20 protein-coding genes and 1 tRNA gene (1 of these 21 cut by a window edge) are annotated in these 21,379 nt (G+C 69.6%); 20 read left to right on the top strand and 1 reads right to left on the bottom strand.

The window, feature by feature from the left end; genetic code table 11:
• Positions 1 to 53: 53 nt before the first annotated feature.
• The 13 genes from rplU (at position 54) to ACWDEW_RS06105 (ending at position 15,652) form a co-directional block, all read left to right on the top strand.
• The gene (gene rplU, locus ACWDEW_RS06165) at positions 54 to 374 is read left to right on the top strand and encodes a 50S ribosomal protein L21 (RefSeq protein ID WP_007381993.1); all 321 of its coding nucleotides are present in this window, start codon (positions 54 to 56) and stop codon (positions 372 to 374) included.
• A 14-nt stretch (positions 375 to 388) separates the two neighbouring features.
• Complete coding sequence (gene rpmA / locus ACWDEW_RS06160; RefSeq protein WP_019063244.1) at positions 389 to 643, top strand: 50S ribosomal protein L27; 255 nt, start codon at positions 389 to 391, stop codon at positions 641 to 643.
• 151 nt (positions 644 to 794) lie between these two features.
• Complete coding sequence (gene obgE / locus ACWDEW_RS06155; RefSeq protein ID WP_450510063.1) at positions 795 to 2,231, top strand: GTPase ObgE; 1,437 nt, start codon at positions 795 to 797, stop codon at positions 2,229 to 2,231.
• A 210-nt stretch (positions 2,232 to 2,441) separates the two neighbouring features.
• Positions 2,442 to 3,992, top strand: a complete 1,551-nt coding sequence (locus ACWDEW_RS06150) for an alkaline phosphatase D family protein (RefSeq protein ID WP_450510061.1) — start codon at positions 2,442 to 2,444, stop codon at positions 3,990 to 3,992.
• Between the two features lie 96 nt (positions 3,993 to 4,088).
• Positions 4,089 to 5,252 (top strand): hypothetical protein, encoded by a 1,164-nt coding sequence (locus ACWDEW_RS06145; protein WP_450510059.1) that lies wholly within the window; start codon positions 4,089 to 4,091, stop codon positions 5,250 to 5,252.
• 160 nt (positions 5,253 to 5,412) lie between these two features.
• Positions 5,413 to 6,906 carry an SDR family NAD(P)-dependent oxidoreductase gene (locus ACWDEW_RS06140; RefSeq protein ID WP_450510058.1) on the top strand — a complete coding sequence of 498 codons (1,494 nt, stop codon included), beginning with the start codon at positions 5,413 to 5,415 and terminating at the stop codon, positions 6,904 to 6,906.
• Between the two features lie 59 nt (positions 6,907 to 6,965).
• Positions 6,966 to 9,044, top strand: coding sequence for a hypothetical protein (locus ACWDEW_RS06135; RefSeq protein WP_450510056.1), 2,079 nt, complete (start codon positions 6,966 to 6,968; stop codon positions 9,042 to 9,044).
• Between the two features lie 177 nt (positions 9,045 to 9,221).
• A complete protein-coding gene (locus ACWDEW_RS06130) occupies positions 9,222 to 10,439 on the top strand; it encodes a glycosyltransferase family 2 protein (protein ID WP_450510175.1) in 1,218 nt (405 codons plus the stop codon).
• A gap of 220 nt (positions 10,440 to 10,659) precedes the next feature.
• Positions 10,660 to 11,766, top strand: a complete 1,107-nt coding sequence (proB, locus tag ACWDEW_RS06125; protein WP_450510173.1) for a glutamate 5-kinase — start codon at positions 10,660 to 10,662, stop codon at positions 11,764 to 11,766.
• Positions 11,767 to 11,909: 143 nt separating this feature from the next.
• Positions 11,910 to 12,368 (top strand): hypothetical protein, encoded by a 459-nt coding sequence (locus ACWDEW_RS06120; protein ID WP_019063252.1) that lies wholly within the window; start codon positions 11,910 to 11,912, stop codon positions 12,366 to 12,368.
• Positions 12,369 to 12,494: 126 nt separating this feature from the next.
• On the top strand, positions 12,495 to 13,781 hold the full coding sequence (locus ACWDEW_RS06115) for a glutamate-5-semialdehyde dehydrogenase (RefSeq protein WP_450510054.1): 1,287 nt from the start codon (positions 12,495 to 12,497) through the stop codon (positions 13,779 to 13,781).
• A gap of 120 nt (positions 13,782 to 13,901) precedes the next feature.
• Positions 13,902 to 14,483: an SCO2584 family spore wall biosynthesis protein gene (locus ACWDEW_RS06110; protein ID WP_450510052.1), complete on the top strand. Its 582-nt coding sequence runs from the start codon at positions 13,902 to 13,904 to the stop codon at positions 14,481 to 14,483.
• A 98-nt stretch (positions 14,484 to 14,581) separates the two neighbouring features.
• Positions 14,582 to 15,652, top strand: a complete 1,071-nt coding sequence (locus tag ACWDEW_RS06105; RefSeq protein ID WP_450510050.1) for an SCO2583 family membrane protein — start codon at positions 14,582 to 14,584, stop codon at positions 15,650 to 15,652.
• A 132-nt stretch (positions 15,653 to 15,784) separates the two neighbouring features.
• Here the strand turns inward: ACWDEW_RS06105 and ACWDEW_RS06100 are convergent, their stop codons facing one another.
• Positions 15,785 to 16,912 carry a M48 family metallopeptidase gene (locus ACWDEW_RS06100; RefSeq protein WP_450510048.1) on the bottom strand — a complete coding sequence of 376 codons (1,128 nt, stop codon included), beginning with the start codon at positions 16,910 to 16,912 and terminating at the stop codon, positions 15,785 to 15,787.
• 101 nt (positions 16,913 to 17,013) lie between these two features.
• Between ACWDEW_RS06100 and ACWDEW_RS06095 the strand changes: the two genes are divergently transcribed.
• From ACWDEW_RS06095 to ACWDEW_RS06065, 7 genes are all read left to right on the top strand, one after another.
• Positions 17,014 to 17,175, top strand: coding sequence for a hypothetical protein (locus ACWDEW_RS06095; RefSeq protein WP_019065531.1), 162 nt, complete (start codon positions 17,014 to 17,016; stop codon positions 17,173 to 17,175).
• A 133-nt stretch (positions 17,176 to 17,308) separates the two neighbouring features.
• Complete coding sequence (locus ACWDEW_RS06090) at positions 17,309 to 17,470, top strand: hypothetical protein (protein WP_019065530.1); 162 nt, start codon at positions 17,309 to 17,311, stop codon at positions 17,468 to 17,470.
• Between the two features lie 67 nt (positions 17,471 to 17,537).
• The gene (gene nadD, locus ACWDEW_RS06085) at positions 17,538 to 18,227 is read left to right on the top strand and encodes a nicotinate-nucleotide adenylyltransferase (RefSeq protein ID WP_363097266.1); all 690 of its coding nucleotides are present in this window, start codon (positions 17,538 to 17,540) and stop codon (positions 18,225 to 18,227) included.
• A gap of 16 nt (positions 18,228 to 18,243) precedes the next feature.
• The gene (locus ACWDEW_RS06080; protein ID WP_450510045.1) at positions 18,244 to 19,989 is read left to right on the top strand and encodes an LCP family protein; all 1,746 of its coding nucleotides are present in this window, start codon (positions 18,244 to 18,246) and stop codon (positions 19,987 to 19,989) included.
• A 169-nt stretch (positions 19,990 to 20,158) separates the two neighbouring features.
• A complete protein-coding gene (gene rsfS, locus ACWDEW_RS06075; RefSeq protein WP_093626661.1) occupies positions 20,159 to 20,602 on the top strand; it encodes a ribosome silencing factor in 444 nt (147 codons plus the stop codon).
• Complete coding sequence (locus tag ACWDEW_RS06070; RefSeq protein WP_200713110.1) at positions 20,599 to 21,264, top strand: histidine phosphatase family protein; 666 nt, start codon at positions 20,599 to 20,601, stop codon at positions 21,262 to 21,264. The genes rsfS and ACWDEW_RS06070 overlap by 4 nt, the downstream gene beginning before the upstream one ends.
• A gap of 93 nt (positions 21,265 to 21,357) precedes the next feature.
• Positions 21,358 to 21,379: transfer RNA gene (locus ACWDEW_RS06065), tRNA-Ala, on the top strand (it continues 151 nt past the right edge of the window).

Below are 21,379 nucleotides of genomic sequence, written 5' to 3'. Positions count from 1 at the left end.
CAGGGCGGCTGGACTGCGGGGGTGCCGTTCCCGAGCGAGAGAGTGAGATCCGCGTGTACGCCATCGTGCGCAGCGGTGGTCGCCAGCACAAGGTTGCTGTCGGCGACATCGTTGAGGTTGACAAGATTTCCACTGCCAAGGTTGGCGACACGGTCGAGCTCTCGACCCTGCTCGTTGTCGACGGCGACGCTGTGACCAGCGACCCGTGGGTCCTGGCCGGCATCAAGGTCCAGGCCGAGGTCGTGGACCACCACAAGGGCGTCAAGATCGACATCCTTCGCTACAAGAACAAGACCGGTTACCGCCGTCGTCAGGGCCACCGCCAGCAGTACACGGCGATCAAGGTCACTGAGATCCCCGCGGCTGCGAAGTAAGGGACTGAGGAGAGATGGCACACAAGAAGGGCGCATCGTCCACTCGGAACGGTCGCGACTCCAATGCCCAGCGGCTCGGCGTGAAGCGCTTCGGCGGTCAGGTCGTCAACGCGGGTGAGATCCTGGTCCGCCAGCGCGGCACCCACTTCCACCCCGGTTCGGGCGTCGGCCGTGGCGGCGACGACACGCTGTTCGCGCTGAACGCCGGTGCGGTGGAGTTCGGTACCCACCGTGGCCGCAAGGTCGTGAACATCGTTCCGGTCGCCTGAAGCATCAGGTAACTGATTCAGGCAGCTGATCGGAAGCTTTCGCGAGGCGGACCTCACTTCCCTGGTGGGAAGCGGGTCCGCCTTTCGCGTGTTGAACAAGAGACATAGCTGAACCAAGAGACATTGCTGTAGGTAACTGGAGGCACATCCCATGACCACCTTCGTGGACCGCGTCGAGCTGCATGTCGCCGCGGGTAACGGAGGCCACGGCTGTGCCTCCGTCCACCGTGAGAAGTTCAAGCCGCTCGGCGGCCCGGACGGCGGCAACGGCGGGAGGGGCGGTGACGTCATCCTCATCGTCGACCAGTCCGTGACCACGCTGCTGGACTACCACCACTCCCCGCACCGCAAGGCCACCAACGGCAAGCCCGGCGAGGGCGGCAACCGCTCCGGCAAGGACGGCACGGACCTGGTCCTGCCGGTGCCGGACGGCACGGTCGTGCTGGACGGCGCGGGCAACGTGCTCGCCGACCTGGTCGGCCACGGCACCTCGTACATCGCCGCGCAGGGCGGCCGCGGCGGCCTCGGCAACGCGGCCCTCGCGAGCGCCCGCCGCAAGGCGCCCGGCTTCGCGCTGCTCGGTGTCCCCGGCGACCTCCAGGACATCGTCCTGGAGCTGAAGACGGTCGCCGACGTCGCTCTCGTGGGCTACCCGAGCGCCGGCAAGTCCTCGCTGATCTCGGTGCTGAGCGCGGCCAAGCCGAAGATCGCCGACTACCCCTTCACGACCCTGGTCCCGAACCTCGGCGTGGTCACGGCAGGCGAGACGGTCTACACGATCGCCGACGTCCCCGGACTCATCCCCGGCGCCAGCCAGGGCAAGGGCCTCGGCCTGGAGTTCCTGCGCCACGTCGAGCGGTGCAGCGTCCTCGTGCACGTCCTGGACACCGCGACGCTGGAGTCCGAGCGCGACCCGGTCTCCGACCTCGACATGATCGAGGAGGAGCTGAAGCAGTACGGCGGCCTCGGCAACCGGCCGCGCATGGTCGTCCTGAACAAGATCGACGTGCCCGACGGCAAGGACCTCGCCGAGATGGTGCGCCCCGACTTGGAGGCGCGCGGCTACCGCGTCTTCGAGGTGTCGGCGGTCGCCCACACGGGACTGCGTGAACTGTCCTTCGCCATCGCGGAGTTCGTCGCCGAGTCGCGGGCCGCGAAGCCGAAGGAGGAGGCGACCCGGATCGTCATCCGCCCGAAGGCGGTCGACGACAGCGGCTTCACCGTCGTACTGGAGGAGGACGGTCTCTTCCGCGTGCGCGGCGAGAAGCCCGAACGCTGGGTGCGCCAGACCGACTTCAACAACGACGAGGCCGTCGGCTATCTCGCCGACCGGCTCAACCGCCTCGGTGTGGAGGCGGAGTTGATGAAGGCGGGCGCCCGCTCCGGTGACGGCGTCGCGATCGGCCCCGAGGACAACGCGGTCGTCTTCGACTGGGAGCCGACCGTCATGGCCGGCGCCGAGATGCTGGGCCGGCGTGGCGAGGACCACCGGCTCGACGAGCCGCGGCCCGCGACGCAGCGACGTCGCGACAAGCAGGCCGAGCGGGACGAGGCGGCGCAGGAGTTCGAGGAGTTCAAGCCCTTCTGAGGTGGACGGGCGCGCTGATCGTCCCTTCGGGGTGAAGATCGTTTGCCCGGCGTAACCGAACCTGGCTGAGACCCGTTGCTCTAGGAGCAACGGGTCTCTTGCTGTGTGCTTATTTGTCATGGACGCGATACTTACTGTTCAACAGGCGGGACTCCGCGCACTGTGAGCTTCCAAGTGACCCAAGAGGCCAACGTCGCAAGGGAGTTCACGATGACCGGAGCCGTATCACCCGATCGACGACGTTTTCTCGCGGCCGGCGCGGCGGTGCTCGGGGCCGCCGCCTCCGCCCAGTTGTGGCTGCCGACCTCCGCCCGGGCGGCCGAACCCCGGCTGCCCGACGGTGTGTTCAGCCTCGGCATCTCCTCCGGCGACCCGCTGCCCGACGGCATCGTGCTGTGGACGCGCCTCGCCCCGGACCCGCTGAACGGCGGCGGTATGCCCGACCAAGTGGTCCCCGTGGAGTGGGAGATCGCGGAGGACGCCCGTTTCAGAAAGAGCGTGCGCCGCGGAGTCGCGCCCGCGCGGCCCGAGTACGGGCACAGCGTTCACGTGGATGTACGGGGACTGCGCCCGGGCCGCGACTACTGGTACCGCTTCCGCACCGGCGGCCAGCTCTCCGCCACCGGCCGCACCCGCACCGCCCCGCACCCGGACAGCTCCCACGGCCGGCTGCGGGTCGCGCTCGCCTCCTGCCAGAACTGGCAGAACGGCTACTTCACGCCGTACGCCGACATGCTGGCCCAGGACCCCGACTTCGTGCTCTTCGTCGGCGACTACATCTACGAGTCGGCGCCCTCGAACGCGGGGCCGCGCCGGCACGAGGGGACCGGGGAGCCGTACAGCCTGGTGCAGTACCGCAACCGGTACGCGCAGTACCGCAGCGACCCCGACCTGCTGGCGATGCACGCCAACACCCCCTGGGTGGTGACCTTCGACGACCACGAGGTGGACAACGACTGGGCGGGGGAGGTCCCGCAGGACCCCGACAAGCAGTCGCACGACGCGTTCGTGGCGCGGCTGACGGCGGCCTTCCAGGCGTACTACGAGCACATGCCGGTGCGCGCGAGCGCCGTGCCCGACGGGCCGCACATCCAGATGTACCGGCGCCTCGAATTCGGCCGCCTGATGCGCCTCAACGTCCTGGACACCCGGCAGTTCCGCAGCGACCAGGCGACCACGCAGGCCGGTGCCGAGGACCCGGCGATGACGATGATGGGCGCCGAGCAGAAGGCGTGGCTGCTGAAGGGGCTGCGCCACTCGCCCGCCCGCTGGAACGTGATCGCCTCGCAGATCATGATGGCCGAGACGGACATCCTGCTCGGCGCGGGCAAGCAGTGGTTCTACGACGCCTGGGACGGCTACCAGGTCGAACGCAACTCCCTGCTGCAGGACTTCAAGAGCGTCCGCAACCCCGTGGTGCTCAGCGGCGACCGGCACCTCACGATGATCAGTGACCTGAAGGAGGACTTCGCCGACCCGGACTCCGAGGTCGTCGGCGCCGAGTTCGTCGGTACGTCCATCTCCAGCAACGGCGACCAGGACCAGGCCGCCTTCCACGCCCAGTGGGACCCGCTGATGGCGGACAACCCGCACTGGAAGGTGATCGACGCCCACCGCGGCTACCACCTGTTCGACATCCGGCGGGACGGCATCGACGCGAAGGTGCGGGTCGTGGACACCGTGCTGAAGCCGACGGCCACGCCGAGCACCTATGCCTCGCTGCGCGTCGAGGCGGGCGATCCCGGGGTCCAGGTGGTCTGAGGTTCGTGAACCCCGTGTGACCGGAGCCTGGGACTCATCTGTGTCCCAGGCTCCTCTCAGGTCAAACTCAGGAACAACTCTTACCTTCCATTAACCATGGAGACGGACTGTATTAAGGAAGCGCTGCCCTCCGGGACCCGGCTGCTGCACATCGGCCCGCACAAGACCGGGACCACCGCCATCCAGGGCGCGCTGTTCGCCGCGAAGGACACGATGCCCGAGCACGGCGTCGACTTCCCCGCGCACAGCAGGCACCCGATGGAAGCGGCCCTCGCGGCCTGCGCCCGGCCCGCGATGATGGGCGACACCGTGCCCACCGACAAGCACTGGACGCGTCTCCTCGACGCCGTGCGCGCCACCGGCGAGCGCACCTCGGTGATCAGCAGCGAGTTCTTCGCCGACGCCGAGGACGACGAGACGATCGCCCGGATCGTGGAGCAGCTCGGCGGCGAGCGCGTGCACATCCTGATCACCCTGCGCCCGCTGGCGAGGATCATGCCCTCGCAGTGGCAGCAGTACGTGCAGAACGGCCTGCGCATGGGCTACGACAACTGGCTGGAGCACATGCTCCGCAAGGCGCCCTACGAGCAGCCCAACCCCAGCTTCTGGCGCCGGCACCGGCACGACCGGCTGGTGGAGCGCTGGACCCGGGCCGTGGGCCCCGAGCGGGTCACGGTCGTCGTGGTCGACGACGGCGACCGGGACGGGCTGCTGCGCACCTTCGAGGCGCTGCTCGGGCTGCCCGCGAATCTGTTGCGGCCGGTTCCGGACGCTGCCAACCGCTCTCTCACCCTCGCCGAGACCGAAATGCTGCGAAAACTCAATGTGGAATTCCGCGGCAATGGACTCCCCGACGAGCTCTATTCCAAGCTCGTGCGCAACGGCGCCGTCATGCATATGAAGAATTCGTGCAGCCCGACCCCGCAGGACGTGAAGATCACGACACCGCGGTGGGCCGTCGAGGCGGCGGGCGCGATCGGCGCCGAGATGGCCGGCACCATCGCCGCCACGGGCGTACGGATCGTCGGCGACACCGCGCTCCTGTCGGCCGTACCGAAGGCTTCGGAGCAGGTGCCCGCGGCGCCGCGGATCGCGCCCGAGGTGGCCGCGCAGGCGCTCTACGGGGCGCTCGCGGCGGTGGCCGCCGCGCCGGTGCGGCACACCGCTCCGGCGAAGGCGCGGACCGTTCACCAGACGTCGTCGAAGGAACTCGTACGAGTTCTCGGTCACCGTTGCCTGAAGAAGCTGCGGCGCCGCTGAGAGCCGCTGAGAGGTGTCGTCGCGCGGTCACCAGCAGTGCAAGATGAATGACAGGTGTCGCTCGCCTATGCGGTGGAGGTCACTCGCCTTGCACTGCGGTTACCGTGAGTGGGACCATTTGCCAGTTCCCCCGTTGTCCCGAGGTAGGTCAAGGTCGCCTGTGTCGCACATAGCCAAGCCCCGCACCACCGCAGTGATCCTGGCCGGCGGTACCGGCCAGCGCGTGGGTCTCTCGATCCCCAAGCAGCTGCTGAAGATCGCCGGCAAGGCAGTCATCGAGCACACCCTGACCACCTTCGAGAACGCCGAGTCGATCGACGACATCATCGTTCTGATGGCGCCGGGCTATGTTCCCGACGTCGAGAAGATCGTCGCCAAGGCCGGTTTCACGAAGGTCACCCGGATCATCGAGGGCGGCGCCACGCGGAACGAGACCACCGAGCGCGCCATCGCCGCCCTCGGCGAGGGCCTGGCCGAGGGTGAGGACGCCAACGTCCTCTTCCACGACGCCGTGCGCCCCTTGCTTTCGCAGCGCGTGATCGACGACTGTGTGATCGCCCTGGAGCGCTTCCAGGCCGTCGACGTGGCCATCCCCTCCGCGGACACCATCATCGTGACCCGCACGCACGGCGACGACGGCGAGTTCATCACCGAGATCCCGGACCGCTCCCGGCTGCGCCGCGGCCAGACGCCCCAGGCGTTCAAGCTGTCCACGATCCGCCGCGCCTACGAGGTCGCCGCCGGGGACCCGAACTTCCAGGCCACCGACGACTGCTCCGTCGTACTCAAGTACCTGCCGGACGTGCCGATCCACGTCGTCGCGGGCGACGAGTACAACATGAAGGTCACCCAGCCCGTCGACGTCTTCATCGCCGACAAGCTCTTCCAGCTCGCCTCCACGGCCGCCCCCGAGCAGGTCGACGAGGCCGCCTACCGCGAGCTGCTCACCGGCAAGACCCTGGTCGTCTTCGGCGGCTCGTACGGCATCGGCAAGGACATCGCCGAGCTCGCCGAGGGCTACGGCGCCAAGGTCTACGCGCTGGGCCGCTCCACCACCGGCACGCACGTCGAGAACCCCGAGGAGGTCGACGACGCGCTGTCCAAGGCCTACGCCGAGACCGGGCGCATCGACCACGTCATCAACACCGCGGGCGTGCTGCGCATCGGCAAGCTGGCCGAGACGGACAACGCGACCATCGAGGAAGCGCTGAAGGTCAACTACCTGGCGCCGGTGCAGATCGCCCGTTCCGCGTACAAGTACCTCGCCGAGACCAAGGGCCAGCTGCTGCTCTACACCTCCAGCAGCTACACCCGGGGCCGCGCCGAGTACAGCCTGTACTCCTCGACCAAGGCCGCGATGGTCAACCTCACGCAGGCCCTGTCCGACGAATGGGCCGGCGACGGCATCCGCGTCAACTGCATCAACCCGGAGCGCACCGCCACCCCGATGCGCACCAAGGCCTTCGGCCAGGAGCCCTCGGGCACCCTGCTCTCCTCCGAGGCCGTCGCCCGCACCTCGCTCGACGTGCTGCTCTCCGAGCTGACCGGTCACGTCATCGACGTCCGCCAGCAGGACCCGACGGCCGGGGCGGCCAAGGCCTCCGGCTTCGAGGCCGCCCTCGCCTCGGTGCTGGACGTCCAGGACGGCGTTTAATTAAGCCTGACTCTGAGATCCCGGTAAATTACTCAAAACCCCCAAGAGCAGGTTTATCAGTGATTTCCACCGCCATCCGCGTTGCCCGTGTGGGCAGCGCGGCCGAGCTCGCCGCGGCCGTCCTCATGATGCTGGGCTTCCCCGCCCTCATGCTGGCCGCGCTCGTCCCGAGCGTCCCCGCCTTCGCCGCGGCGGCCGTCGTGACGTACGTCGCCGACCACTATCTGCACCGCCAGGGCAGCTATCTGGTCAACCGCCTCAGCAAGGTCAGGGCGGGCCTGTCCATCCGCTTCCTGATCCGCCAGCTCCTGCTGATCCTGCTGCTGGCCCGCATGGACCTCTCGGACCACCTGATCTTCTACGGCGCCATCGCCTGCTTCATCGCGTTCTACGGCCTCCAGGCCCCGCACGGCGCGGTCGTCACGCTGATCCGCAACCGCCGCCGGATGCCGGTCGCCACCCGCAACGTCGACCTCGGCTCGCGCATCAACATCCCGGACGCCCCGCCGTTCGGCCTGCTGGAACGCTCCGCCGAGAAGATGCTCCACCTCGACCTGTTCGCCGTCGTCGGCCTGCTGATCTCCGCCCAGCTGGACTCGGCCGTCGCCGCCTTCATCGGCATCGGCGTCACCCTGTTCCTCGGCACCCTCTACGTCCTCGCGCTCGTCCCGTACATACGGGGTACGAAGATCCCGCCGACCGCCGAGGTCATCCTCGAAGCCGTCGACGACTGGCTGCACGAGTACCAGCCGCAGACCGTGCTCTGCTTCTCCGGCTCCAAGGACTCGGCCTACCAGGTCAACATGTGGCTGGAGACCATGGAGCAGCTGGAGTCCCGGCCCCTGGTCCTGCTCCGCGAGCGCGTCATACTGCAGAACCTCGCCCCCACCAAGGTCCCCGTCATCTGCGTCCCCGGCGGCGTGCACCTGATGAACATGGACCTCTCCAGCGTGCGCGTCGCGCTCTACGCGGCCAACGTCGGCAAGAACATCCACCTGCTGCGCGTCCCCACCATGAAGCACGTCTTCATCGGCCACGGCGACAGCGACAAGCTGGCCAGCGTCAACCCGTTCAGCAAGGTCTACGACGAGGTGTGGACCGCCGGCCGCGCGGGCCGCGACCGCTACGCCATCGCCGACGTCGGTGTCCGCGACGACGACATCGTCGAGGTCGGCCGCCCGCAGCTCGCCCCCATCCAGGGCTGGCAGGGCGTCCCCGAGGGCCGTATCCCCACCGTCCTGTACGCGCCGACCTGGGAGGGCTGGGACAACGACCCCGGCAACACCTCCCTGCTGCTGGCCGGCGAGAACATCGTGAAGAAGCTGCTCAAGGCCGACCCTCCGGTCCGGGTCCTGTACAAGCCGCACCCCTTCACCGGCACCGTCAGCTCCGCGGCCGGCTCCGCGCACCGCAAGGTGACCGCCCTGGTGGAGAAGGCCGCCGCCCAGCGCGCGACCGACCCGCGCTTCCAGGCCGACGCAGCTGCCCAGGCCAAGGCCAAGGCCGACATGGCCCGCATCGAGGCCCGGATCACCGAACTGTCCGGCGGCCCCGCCGACAAGGGCGACGAGGCCGAGCTCACCCGCGACGGCGTCGTCGACCTGGCCAAGTACGAGGAGATCGCCCGGCTGCGCGCCGAGTGGAACAACGCGTACTGGAAGTCCTTCGGCACCTTCGAGCACCGGGTCATCGCCGGCGCCGAACCGCGCCTGTACGACTGCTTCAACGTGTCCGACGCGATGGTCTCCGACATCTCCAGCGTGGTCTCCGACTTCATCGCGAGCGGCAAGCCGTACGCGGTCACGGACTCCGCGCAGCTCGGCGTCGAGGAGTTCAAGCGGCAGAACACGGCGGTGCGCGCCGCCGTGATCCTCTCCAACAAGGCCACCGAACTGGGCGAGCTGCTGGCGGCGGTCCGCGCCCCGGACGCCGACCCGCTGGCCGAGGACCGCAAGGAACTCAAGGAGTACCTGCTCGGCCCGGACGAGCCCACGTCCATCGAGCAGTTCAACACCGCGGTACGGGACCTGGCGCTCAAGTCCGAGGCCCGCAACGTCGGCCAGGAGCGGTCGGCGGCCACCGGTGACCCGGCGAGTCCGTCGGAGGCCCATCTGTCGGCCGACCCAACGGTCGGCTGACCTGCGCGAGTCAGAAATTGGTCAAGAAGAGCCCGGTTTTTGGGGAGTGATCCTCGAAAACCGGGCTCTTTTGCGTATCCCCTGCTGACGGAAGACAACCGATCCACTGCGTCGGCCGTCTTGTAGATGGCGATCCGGCCGATACGGGGGAAACACTCCATGGACGAAGGGGAGCGCGTGACCGTGACCCAGCCTGATGTGACCGTGGTCATCGGGGCGTACGAGGCGATGCCGTACCTCGTCGAGTGCCTGCGCTCGGTCGAGGCACAGACCCTGGACCCGGCCCGGATCGAGGTCGTCGCCGTGGACGACGGCTCGACGGACGGCACGGGGGAGTACCTGGAGGAGTTCGCGGCCCGCGCCGCGACCCACGTCACGGTGATCCGCCAGGAGAACTCCGGCGGCCCCAGCTCCCCGCGCAACGTCGGCCTCGGCAAGGCGACCGGGCGCTACGTCTTCTTCCTCGACGCCGACGACCGGCTCGCCCCCGAGGCCCTGGAGCGCATGGTCGCGATGGCCGACCGCAACGGCACCGACGTGGTGCTCGGCAAGGTCGAGGGCATCAACCGCGTCCCGCCCAAGGCCGCGTGGGTAGAGACGCTGGAGCGCACCGACGTCTTCCACTCCAACATCAAGTTCACGCTCAGTGCCCAGAAGCTGTTCCGCCGGGCGCTCCTGGAACGGCACAGCATGCGGTTCGACGAGTCGCTGTTCACCGGCGAGGACGCGCTGTTCACGATGGAGGCCTATCTGCGGGCCGACGGCGTCTCCGTGATCGCCGACCACACCTGCTACTACCTGGTGGGCCGCGACGACGGCAAACACGTGACGAAGAGCGGGAGTTACACCCTGCGCTTCGACTCCGCGCGCGCGTTGATGAACCTCATCGCGGAGATGGTCCCGCCGGGGGTGGAGCGGGACAAGTTGATGGTCCGCCCGTTCCTGGTGACCATGTTGCCGCAGTTCGGCCCCAAGTACGCGGGGGACAGCGAGCAGGTACGGCGCCACAAGTTCGAGCTGGCCAAGCCGCTGATGGCCGCGCACTGGACGGACGAGGTCGCCGTCCGCCTCAAGGTCGACGAACGGCTGCGACTGCATCTGGTCGCGCAGGAACGCCCCGAACTCCTGCTGGAGGTCGTCCAGTTCCTCAAGTCGAAGAAGCGCCCTGAGGCGGTGGTGGAGAAGCGGGGGCGTCGGGTGTACCTGGCGTATCCGCACTTCCGGTCGGGTGAGGCGGGACTGCCTGACTCCCTGTACCTGGCGGAACCTCGCGAGGCGCGTGCGGTGGAGGGATATCGGGAGGGGGGAGCGGGTGTGTTCTTGCGCCGGGTGGTGCGGAAAGTACGTCGGCTGCGGGCCGGTGGGGGCGGGCCGCGCAGTTCCCCGCGCCCCTGAAAGAACAGGGCGAGCCCGGCGTTTTTTGGGGGCGCGGGGCTGTGTCCATTTGCGGCTCCGCCGCGTGGGCGCGACCAGCCCCTCCGGCGCGCACCCGGAACTCAACCCCTCTGTCCGCGACCTGGACCAACGTGCACACCCCCACCCGGTTCGCGTAAATTGCCGCGGGTCACCCGAACTACCTGAGGGGATTCCGCCCGTGGCAGCCGCAAGGCAGGCCGTGACCGAGGCCCGCAGGATCGTCGTCAAGGTGGGTTCCTCCTCACTGACCACCGCGGCCGGCGGCCTGGACGCCGACCGCGTCGACGCACTCGTCGACGTCCTCGCCAAGAGCCGCAGCGGAGGCGAGAGAGAGGTCGTCCTCGTTTCCTCCGGTGCCATCGCCGCAGGACTCGCCCCGCTCGGACTGCGCCGCCGCCCCAAGGACCTGGCCCGCCAGCAGGCCGCCGCCAGCGTCGGCCAGGGCCTCCTCGTGGCCCGCTACACCGCCTCCTTCGCCCGCTACGGCATCCGCGTCGGACAGGTGCTGCTCACCTCCGACGACATGAGCCGCCGCTCCCACCACCGCAACGCCTCCCGCACCCTCGACAAGCTCCTCGCCATGGGTGCCCTGCCGGTCGTCAACGAGAACGACACCGTCGCCACGGACGAGATCCGCTTCGGCGACAACGACCGTCTCGCCGCCCTCGTCGCCCACCTCGTCCACGCCGACCTGCTGGTCCTGCTCTCCGACATCGACGGCGTCTACGACGGCGACCCCAGCAAGCCCGGCACCTCGCGGATAGCGGAAGTGCACGGCCCGCAGGACCTCGCCCACGTCGAGATCGGCAGCGCGGGCAAGGCCGGAGTCGGCACCGGCGGCATGGTCACCAAGGTCGAGGCGGCCCGTATCGCCGCCGCCGCGGGCATCCCCGTCGTGCTGACGAGCGCGGTCCACGCGACCGACGCCCTGAGCGGGGGTGACACCGGGACGTACTTTCACGCCACCGGAAAACGGTCCGCGGACCGGCTGCTCTGGCTGCAGCACGCGTCCACGCCCCAGGGCTCGCTGACGCTCGACGACGGCGCGGTGCGCGCGGTCGTGCAGCGCCGGATGTCGCTGCTGCCGGCCGGAATCGCCGCCGTGGAGGGCGAGTTCAGCGCGGGTGACCCCGTCGAACTCCGGGACGGCGCCGGGCACGCGGTCGCACGGGGCCTCGTCAACTTCGACGCCAAGGAGATCCCCCAGCTGATCGGCCGCTCCACCAGGGAACTGGCGCGGGAGCTGGGACCGTCGTACGAGAGGGAAGTCGTACACAGGGACGACCTGGTGATCCTCCACCCGTAAAACAACCGAAACGTCCGCCTCCCTCGGTGGACGTTCCGCAAAAGTGCCACACGGACGCCCCGCGCCTGCTCAACTTTGCTCAGGGACCCATCCGCGCGAGCACAGCAGCTCGACCATTGCGTAAGGAGGCCGTCGTGAGACGAGTGCGCCCTGGGGCGGCGGCGTCCCGCGGTGGTGCCACCTCCCGCGCGCCCGGCGAGGAGCGCACGCTGACCAGCGTCGCGGCCGGCGCCCGGTACGAGGGCGAGGAACCCAAGGACCTTCCCCGGCTGTGGCATGTCACCCTCAGCGTCTCCGGTGGCGAGGCCCCGCTGAAGGAGGTGCGGCGCGGTCTGGAACAGCTCGCCCACGACCACCCCTTTCTGCTGACCAGCCGCTACGCCAACGACCACGCGGAGATCCGCTACTGGGAGGAGGCCCGCGACCTGCACGACGCCGCCGCCGTCGCGCTGCGCCTGTGGGGCGAGCACCGCCAGACCGCCAAGCTGCCGCCGTGGGAGATCGTCGGCCTGGAGGTCATCGACCGCGAGACCTATCACCAGCGCATTTCCGAGGGTTACGGCCCGCTGCCCGCGACCCCCGTCGGCGTCCATCCGTTCTGAGACCCGCCGGCCTCGGACCCCCGACCCTCCGGGATCCGTTTTGAGCCGTCTTCGGGCCCTTCCGCGCCTGTCTCGCGGTTTGGGATAGCCGGTGGACGCCTCGGCCCGGCGCACTACCCTTCCCTCATGACCACGCTCTCGCCGTACGACTCCATGTCCCCGGTCACCCGGGCCGCCTACCGCGCCAAGTCCGCCGCCGCCGACCTCGCGCCGCTGCCCCGGGCGGAGAAGGACGACGCGCTGCTCGCCATCGCGGACGCGCTGGAAGTCCGCACGAGCGAAATCGTCGAGGCCAACGCCAAGGACATCGCCAAGGCCCGCGCGGCCGGCACCAGCGAGACGGTCATCGACCGGCTGACCCTCACCCCCGAGCGCGTCCGGGCCATCGCCTCCGACGTCCGGGACGTCGTCGCGCTGCCCGACCCGGTCGGCGAGGTCGTCCGCGGCTCGACCCTCCCGAACGGCGTCGACCTGCGCCAGGTCCGCGTCCCCCTCGGCGTCGTCGGCATCATCTACGAGGCCCGACCGAACGTGACGGTCGACGCCGCCGCCCTCTGCCTCAAGTCCGGCAACGCGGTCCTGCTGCGCGGCTCCGCCTCCGCCTACGAGTCGAACACCGCCCTCGTGCGCGTCATCCGCGACGCCGTCGGCGGCGCCGGACTGCCCGCCGACGCCGTGCAGTTGGTGCCCGGCGAGAACCGCGAGAGCGTCCGCGAGCTGATGCGCGCGCGGGGCCTCGTCGACGTCCTCATCCCGCGCGGCGGCGCCTCCCTGATCCAGACCGTCGTCACCGAGTCGACCGTCCCCGTGATCGAGACCGGCGTCGGCAACTGCCACGTCTACGTCGACGCGCACGCCGACCTCGACATGGCCATCGACATCCTGATCAACTCCAAGGCCCAGCGGCCCAGCGTCTGCAACGCCGCCGAGACCCTCCTCGTCCACCAGGACATCGCCCCCGAGTTCCTGCCCCGCGCCCTGGACGCCCTCGCCGAGGCCGGCGTCACCGTGCACGCCGACGAGCGTGTGCTCGCCTACGCCAAGGAGTCCGCGGCCACCGTGGTCGAGGCCACCCCCGAGGACTGGGACACCGAGTACCTCTCCTACGACATCGCCGCCGCCGTCGTCGACTCGCTCGACAAGGCCGTCCAGCACATCCGGCTGTGGAGCTCCGGCCACACCGAGGCGATCGTCACCTCCTCCCAGCAGGCCGCCCGCCGCTTCACCCAGCTGGTCGACTCCACCACCGTCGCCGTGAACGCCTCCACGCGCTTCACGGACGGCGGACAGTTCGGCTTCGGTGCGGAGATCGGCATCTCCACCCAGAAGCTGCACGCACGGGGCCCGATGGGCCTGCCGGAACTGACGAGCACCAAGTACATCGTCACCGGCGACGGGCACATCCGCCGCTGAGCCGGAGGCGTTTGGCATATGTCGGGGGCATAGGTCCTCGTGGGTGGAGAGGTATCTCACCCTGCGGATGAATTTCCCTACCGCCTGCCCAAATTGACCCCCCAGGTCTACTCTGGAGAGGTGCCGGAGGACGTGGGGGGCACGCCGTTCCCTGACGGCTGGGAGCCCGACGACGACCACGACCGCGGAATGTCGGACGAAGAATTCGACTCCGTGGTCTTCGACGAGGCCTTCGTACGGGCGGCCGTAGTACACGAGCCAACCGCCGTCGAGCGTCTCCTTGCCGCCGCGCAGGCGAGAGCCGAAGCCTCCGAGGCCGAAGCCCGCCGCGCCCAGCGCGGCAGAGGCCCACGAGGCGACGACGACCTCTTCGAGGACACCTACGGACGCGATTTCGGCCATGATCCGGAACTCGACGACCTGGACGACACCGACCTCGTCGAGGGCCGCTACGGAGCCCCGGGAACGTACGGCAAACAGGTCCGCTGGCACCGCCCCGTAGCCTGGCTGCTTGCCCTGGTGATGGGCATCGGCATGGTCGCCCTGGCCTTCTCCGCGGTCTACCGCGGCGCGTCCTCGGGCAGCAGGGACCGCGTCCCGCCCCCGGCCTCCACCGGCGTGGAACAGGGCACGGCGGCGGCACCCTCCGTCTCCGCGGACAACTCCCAGCCACCACTGTCGGCCGTACCGCGCACGCCCTGACCGACTTGTGGCCGCTGTGACCGGCTCGTTGAGAACCTGTCAGAACTTGTCGTGTACCAGGGCGTTTACCTGAGGCTCCGGAGACCTACTCTGAAAGTATGGGCGGTCCAGGAGACCCACCCGAGGGGACGCCCGAGGGCGCTCCCGGGGGTGGTGAGGACGAGTACCGATCCGTCGTGTTCGACGAGTCGTTCGTCCGTGCTGCCCGTCTCCAGGAGTTCTCCGCGCGGGAGCGCATGGCGGACCACGCCCCCGCCGTCCGCCGCCGCCCGGCGCTGCGCCGCGGTCTCTCCCGCCAGGCCCTGATCCTGGTCATGCTGATCGCCATCGCGTTCGGCACCGCGATCTACATGGGCGTACGGCACCCCTACACGACCCCCACGGCCCAGCAGCCCGCCGAGCCGCTGCGGATGACCGTCATCCCGCTGTCCCCGCAGGGCAAGGTGCCGGGGGCGGCCGACGCCGAGTACCTCTTCGCGCGCAGCCCCGCCGCGCAGTTCGACGTGGGCGGCGACGGCATACCGCTGCCGGCCGCGCGGCGCACCGCGCACTTCTCGGACAGCCAGGTCGTGGCCGCCCTGAGCACAGCCAAGGACTACATCGTGGAGTCCTCGCTCTACCCGGCCGTGCTCACCGGCGGACAGATCCGCCCCGCGCGTGTCCTAGTCGACCCCGACCAGCTCGACCAGTTCGACCAGAGCTTCGAGCACCCGGCCGCCGACGGCCGGCACGAGCCCACCGGATGGCTGGTTCGCTTCGACCCGGCACGCGCCGAGCTGGCCGACCGCAAGATCCGCGTCCAGGGCACCCTCCAGGCCACCGAGATCGACTCGTCCACCCTTGAGGTCACCGCCGACGGAACCTTCGTCTACGCGCTCCGGCCGACCGGCTCCGGCGACAAGGCCCAGGCGTCCCTGTTCACCGTCCGCCGCGAGCTCCAGTTCCGCTTCGACCGCGACGACCTGCGCATGGATCAGGCCCAGATCGTCACCTCCTACGTCCAGGCAGGCCCGCTGTCCTGCGCCGAGGACTCCGTCACCTATCTGCGCCCCCTGCTCGCCGGCCAGACCGCCAAGGCGGGCGGCCCGGCCGGCACCGACCCGTTCGCCACGGGCAGCGCCACGGCCCTGTGCGGCTCACTGGCGGCCGGCGCACAGCCGAAGGTGTGAGAACCCTCCATCCACGGCCGTGCGAGGCCGCCCTGCGTGCGAGCCGGGGTCGCGCCTGGTCACCCCGGGTGTGAACCGGCGCCGCGCCCGGTCGTCGCAGGTATGAGGTCGGTGCGGTGTGTGTCCGCCCGGTCAGTCCTCGTCGCGCGGCGGGGTGTCCGTGGGCGGCTGCTCGGTGCCGTTGGCCGATTCGGTGGGCGGTCCGTCCTGCGGGGTCGTGCTCGCGAAGCCGCCGAAGCCGCGCCGCACCCGGCCGCCCAGGTCGCCCGCGCCGCCGGCGATGTCGCTGACCAGCTTCATCAGCGGGTCCTTGGAGCTCTTGACGTTGCTGGCATAGCTCGCCGCAGACTCGCGGAACGAGTCCGTGACCGAGGTGTCCTTGTCCTCGCTGCGCCGCGGGTAGTGCCCGTCCATGATCCGCTGGTAGTCGCGGGACTCGGACCACTTCTTCAGCTCGGCCGCCCGCACCGTGGTGAACGGGTGGGAGCGGGGCAGCACGTTCAGGATCTTCAGGACCGAGTCGCGCAGGTCGCCGCCCGACTCGAACTCCTCGGCCTGCTTGAGGAACGCGTCCACGTTCATCTCGTGCAGGTGGTTGCCGCCCGCGATCTTCATCAGGCCGCGCATCGAGGCCCGCAGGTCCTGGCCGACCAGCAGGCCCGCGCGGTCGGCGGACAGCTCCGACTTGCGGAACCACTCGCGCAGCGCCGTCACGATCGCCAGGATCGCGAGGTTGCCCAGCGGGATCCAGGCGACCTTCAGGGCCAGGCTGGTCAGGAACAGCAGGATCGTGCGGTACACGGAGTGGCCGGACAGCGCGTGGCCCACCTCGTGGCCGACGACCGCCCGCATCTCCTCCTCGTCGAGCAGCTCGACCAGGCCGGTGGTGACGACGATGATCGGCTCGTCCAGGCCGATGCACATCGCGTTGGGCTGCGGGTCCTGGGTGACGTACATCGGCGGGACCTTCTCCAGGTCCAGGATGTAACAGGCGTCCCGCAGCATGTCGTTGAGGTGTGAGAACTGCTGGTCCGACACCCGCACCGAGTCGGACAGGAACAGCAGGCGCAGACTGCGCTCGGGCAGCAGCCCGCTGAGCGCCTTGAACACCGTGTCGAACCCGGTCAGTTTGCGCAGCGCCACCAGGGCGGAGCGGTCCGCCGGGTGCTCGTACGCGCGCGAGGAGATCCCCGGGAAGCGCCTGCGCTGCCTGCTCGGCACGTTCTCGTGCGCGTTCTGCTCGTGGCCGTCTTCGGACATGTGGTCCCCCATGTGCGTCTGTGTGCGCTGAGTGCCCCCGAAGCAGAGCCCAGCCTAGGCGGAGATACCGTGGACGGGCAGTACAGCGAAGGAGTCAACGCATGGAGCCCCATTCCGCAGCCGCCTGGCTCGCAGAGGCCGCGAACGCCGCCCCCCAGCACGGATCGGGGGATCTGCTCAGGGTCGTACTGGTCGTGATGTTCCTCGGCTGCATCCTGACCGCGTGGTTCCTGCTGCGCGGATACAAACAGAAGGACGACTGAGACGCCCGACGAGTTCCCTGCCGGCGCCCATGTCCGGTTCCCAATGGCGGAGTCGGCGTGATCGCCGCCCGGGCGCCCGCTTACCATGGGCCGACATCTTTATCCCGCCCACACCGGATAGGTTCTGCTGAAGATGAGCTTCCACGGCACTGCTGCCCAGTTGGTCACTCTTGCCGCCGAGGGTGAGGGCGGGGGCAACCACGAGAGCCTCCAGCCGATCGTCACCGGTGGCAGCGCTTTCATCATCCTGCTGCTCCTGCTGTGGATCACCACCCGCTTCAACCGCGACCGCTAGGGTCTGTCCCTTCTGTCCACCGGACGGGTCCCGGGGCCTTCACACCGGGCCGGTAGGGTCTGCACGCATGGGAGAGCAGGACATGCCTACCGGTCCGGCGAACGACACGACGCGCGGCACGGAGAACCGAATGGTGAACGGCCCGCGCAACAACGGCCCGTCGAACCCCGGCAAGCGCCGTCTCGGCGTCATGGGCGGAACGTTCGACCCGATCCACCACGGACACCTCGTGGCGGCCAGTGAGGTCGCCGCGCAGTTCCACCTGGACGAGGTGATCTTCGTCCCGACCGGTCAGCCGTGGCAGAAGACCGACCGCAAGGTCGCCCTGGCCGAGGACCGCTACCTGATGACGGTCATCGCGACCGCCGAGAACCCCCAGTTCTCGGTGAGCCGTATCGACATCGACCGCGGCGGCCCCACCTACACCACGGACACCCTCCGCGACCTGCGCGCCCTCAACCCCGACGCGGACCTCTTCTTCATCACCGGGGCCGACGCCCTCGGCGCGATCCTGACCTGGCGGGACGCGGAGGAGCTGTTCTCCCTCGCGCACTTCATCGGGGTCACCCGGCCCGGCCACACACTGACCGACCCGGGCCTCCCGGAGGGCGGTGTCTCGCTGGTCGAGGTTCCCGCGCTGGCCATCTCCTCCACGGACTGCCGTGCGAGAGTCGCCAAGGGTGATCCGGTCTGGTACCTGGTGCCCGACGGAGTCGTGCGCTATATCGACAAGCGCGAGCTGTACCGCGGCGAGTGAGCCGAGAGGGGCACCGGTGAACGACCGATACGACGCCGGGTACGGCGGCGACCAGTACGAGCTCGTCGGCTACGACGAGTACAACCAGCCTGTCTACCGCCAGATCCAGACCCAGCAGACCCAACAGCCCCCGCAGCAGCAGCCGTACGACCCGTACGGGCAGCAGCAACAGCAGGGCTACGCCTACGACCCGTACGCGACGGGCACCCAGCAGCAGACGCCCGACTACGACACGGGCGCCCAACCGCAGACCCCGCAGTCCTACGACACCGGCACCCAGCAGGCCTACGACAGCCGGCAGGCGCCCCAGTCCGGCTACGACCCGTACGCCACCGGGACCACGACGGCCTACGACCCCTACGGGCAGACCGCGGCCGCCGGACCGCAGCCCCGGGTCGCCGAGCAGACCGCCTACATCCCGCAGCAGGGCGGCCCGGCCGAGGACACGAAAGCCCCGAAAACCCCGGAGACGGGTGAACGGGACTACCGCACCGAGCAGTTCGCCTTCGTGGAGGAGCCGACCGACGACTCCGAGGACGTCATCGACTGGCTGAACTTCACCGAGAACCGCACCGAGCGCCGCGAGGAGGCCAAGCGCCGCGCCCGCGGCCGCATGGTCGCCCTCGTCGTCGCCCTGGCCCTGGTCGTGTCCGGTGGTGTCGGCTATCTCTGGTACGCCGGGAAGCTCCCCGGAGTCTCCTCGCCCGCCTCGAAGTCCGGCACCACGACGGCCGCGGGCGCCCAGAACCGCGACGTGATCGTGGTCCACCTGCACAACACCGCGAAGGGCGGCACCTCCTCGGTGCTGCTCGTCGACAACACCACCCTCAAGCAGGGCACCACCGTGCTGCTGCCCAACTCGCTCGCCCTCACGGACGACGACGGCAACACGACGACGCTGGCCAAGTCGGTCGACGACGACGGCACCTCCGGGACCGTCGACCAGCTCAACACGGTCCTCGGCACCGACATCGAGGGCACCTGGCGCCTCGACACCCCCTACCTGCAGAACCTCGTCGACCTCGTCGGCAACATCGACATCGACACCAACGCCGACGTCCCCGACCCGGCCGCGACGAAGAAGGGCGCCGAGCCCCTCGTCCACAAGGGCAAGGACCAGACCCTCAGCGGCAAGATGGCCGTCGCCTACGCCACCTACCGTGCCTCCGGCGAGTCCCAGAACTCCCAGCTGGAGCGGTTCGGGCAGGTCATGCAGGGCGTGCTGCGCCAGCTGACCTCGGACCCGACGGCGGCGACCACCACCGTGCAGACCCTGGCCCAGATCCTCGACCCGCCCCTCACCGACAAGGACCTCGGCACCTTCCTCGCCAAGCTCGCCGACCTCGCCAAGAGCGGCGCCTACAAGACGGCCCTGCTGCCCGTCCAGAACGACGGCACGCTGACCGCACAGGCCTCCGCCAGTGTCGTCAAGGACGTCCTGGGCGGCACTGCGAAGAGCCCCGACGAGGGTTCGGCGGTCCGGGTCGCGGTCCAGAACGCCACCGGGGTCAAGGACGACACCGAGAAGGCCCGCGTCGTCCTCCTCAACGGCGGCTTCACCTTCCTGGAGGCCGGCACGGCGTCCGCGGCCTCGGCCAAGTCCAAGATCACGTACTCCGACGCGGCCGACAAGGAGAACGCCACCGAGGTCGCCAAGACCCTGGGCCTGCCCACCAGCACCGTGACCAAGGGCACGGTCGCCGCGAACGCGGACGTCTCGGTCGTACTCGGAGAGGACTACAAGCCGTCGTCGTCCTCATGACGAGGGCGCGGTGGCGGTAAGGCGCAGTGGCTGTGACGGAGAGCACGCCCCGGAGGCCGGAGCCGGTGTCCGGGCCGACGTCCGGGGCGTGATCCGTTATTCACGTGGGGTGCCGTCCGCGGTCCGTGAGACCCTTGAGGTCTGTTGACCGCCGACCGAAAGCCGCGTAGTGACCGCCACTGACCGCTCCATCGAGCTCATCTCCGCCGCCGCACAGGCGGCCGCCGACAAGCTCGCGCACGACATCATCGCCTACGACGTCAGCGACGTGCTGTCGATCACGGACGCCTTCCTGCTGGCCTCCGCTCCCAACGACCGTCAGGTCAAGTCGATCGTCGACGAGATCGAGGAGCGGCTCAGCAAGGAACTCGGCGCCAAGCCGGTGCGCCGCGAGGGCGACCGCGACGCCCGCTGGATCCTGCTCGACTACGTCGACATCGTCGTCCACGTCCAGCACAGCGAGGAGCGCGTCTTCTACGCCCTGGAGCGGCTGTGGAAGGACTGCCCCGAGCTGGATCTTCCCGCCGACGCCAAGCAGACCCGCGGCAAGGCCGCCGAGCACGCGAAGCTGCAGGCCGAGGAGGACGCCTCCGAGTTCGGGGAGGTGCGGTGAGCGCCGGCGCGGACGGCCGCAAGGCGGGCCGGGGCCGCCGCGTCATCCTGTGGCGGCACGGCCAGACCGCCTGGAACGTGGAGCGCCGCTTCCAGGGCACCACGGACGTCGAGCTCACCGAGACCGGCATCGGCCAGGCCCGCCGGGCCGCCCGGCTGCTGGCCTCCCTCAAGCCCGACGCGATCGTCGCCTCCGACCTGAAGCGGGCGGCGAACACGGCCGCCGAGCTGGCCGCCCTCACCGACCTCGACGTCACCCACGACGAGGGCCTGCGGGAGACGTACGCGGGCGTCTGGCAGGGGCTGACGCACGAGGAGATCATCGCCCGCCACGGCGAGGAGTACGCCGCGTGGAAGCGCGGGGAGCCGGTGCGCCGCGGCGGCGGCGAACTGGAGACCGAGGTCGCCGACCGGGCCGCACCCGTCGTGCTGCGGCACGCCGAGAAGCTGCCCGAGGACGGCACCCTCGTGGTGGTCAGCCACGGCGGCACGATCCGCACCACCATCGGACGGCTCCTCGGTCTGGAGTCCCCGCACTGGGAGAGTCTCGGCGGCCTCTCCAACTGCTGCTGGTCCGTGCTCGGCGAGGGCGCCCGCGGCTGGCGCCTGCTGGAACACAACGCCGGCACGCTCCCGGAACCGGTGCTCGGCGACGACGACTGAGCGGCCCTCCAGGGCCCCGACCCCGGATTTCACTTTCCGGCAGGTCGCAGGCTAAAGTTCTTCTTGTTCGCCCGCCGAGCGGGAAGAACACATGGGGCTATAGCTCAGTTGGTAG

The organism is Streptomyces sp. NPDC001100 (assembly GCF_053598575.1).
The sequence above is the reverse complement of the archived record's forward strand: the minus strand, read 5'-3'. Positions and strand labels throughout refer to the sequence as shown.